1 tRNA gene is annotated in these 273 nt (G+C 50.9%); it reads right to left on the bottom strand.

The annotated features are described in order from the left end of the window. Positions 1–2: 2 nt before the first annotated feature. Positions 3–75: transfer RNA gene (locus NA389_RS21985), tRNA-Glu, on the bottom strand. Between the last annotated feature and the right edge of the window lie 198 nt (positions 76–273).

Genomic DNA, 273 nt, shown 5'->3' on the forward strand with positions numbered 1-273 from the left:
GGCGTCCCCTAGGGGATTCGAACCCCTGTTACCGCCGTGAAAGGGCGGTGTCCTGGGCCTCTAGACGAAGGGGACACGAAAATTGCTTATCACGCGCTGCGTGATATTTTCGTGTAGGGTGAGCTTTCATTAATAGAAAGCGAACGGCCTTATTTCTTCAGCCTCACTCCCAACGCGTAAACGCCTTGCTATTCACTTTTCATCAGACAATCTGTGTGAGCACTGCAAAGAACAGTTCTTTAAGGTAAGGAGGTGATCCAACCGCAGGTTCCC

Origin of the sequence: Salmonella sp. NW645, from assembly GCF_051703725.1 — a bacterium.
Taxonomy (GTDB): domain Bacteria; phylum Pseudomonadota; class Gammaproteobacteria; order Enterobacterales; family Enterobacteriaceae; genus Salmonella; species Salmonella enterica.